Source organism: Rhodococcus sp. ARC_M12, from assembly GCF_022810385.1.
GTDB classification, from domain to species: domain Bacteria; phylum Actinomycetota; class Actinomycetes; order Mycobacteriales; family Mycobacteriaceae; genus Rhodococcoides; species Rhodococcoides navarretei.
In genome coordinates this window covers 1-507 of sequence record NZ_JALGQI010000066.1, presented here as the reverse complement: position 1 = coordinate 507, position 507 = coordinate 1, and the positions used below count along the sequence as shown (strand labels likewise).

The 507-nt window shown below is 56.0% G+C and carries 1 protein-coding gene; it reads right to left on the bottom strand.

From position 1 onward, the window contains the following. Positions 1-226: 226 nt before the first annotated feature. Positions 227-507, bottom strand: a 281-nt coding sequence (locus MTX35_RS25385) for a hypothetical protein (RefSeq protein ID WP_243597484.1), incomplete at its 5' end; no start/stop codon positions are given.

Here is a 507-nt window from a genome sequence, read left to right as displayed (position 1 = left end):
ACACGGTCAAATACCGCATCCGACAAGCAGCGAAAGAGTGCGGTTGCAAGCTGGACGATGCCGGCATCCTCATGAACCTCAGGATTGCGCTGGATGCCGCGTGGTGGACACCCAGCACAGTACTCAAGTTACCCATACCGCTCGGCTCAGCAGACGCACGGTTGACGGTTTGAGCAGGGTGGCTGCGACCCGGCTCAAACCTTCCAGGTTTCCAGCGTCACGTTCGTCAGACTCCATTGCCATGCTGATTCACGATTGTTGCTATCAGAATATCGAATGCCGCATTCGGTGAAAGCGACTTGATTCGGTCATTCATATCCATTTCTTTGCCCTCGATTCCTTCACCTGTCGCAATGTTCGCCGCATTTGATTCGACAGATCGGGTAAGTCCCGTGGGGTGGTGGACATTCGGTGAGGCGGCGTAGCCGCAGCTCGGGCGTGTCGTACCCGTGTTGTGGGTGGGCCATCGCGTAGTGATGAACGAGTTACCTCTCACAGTGACTCGAC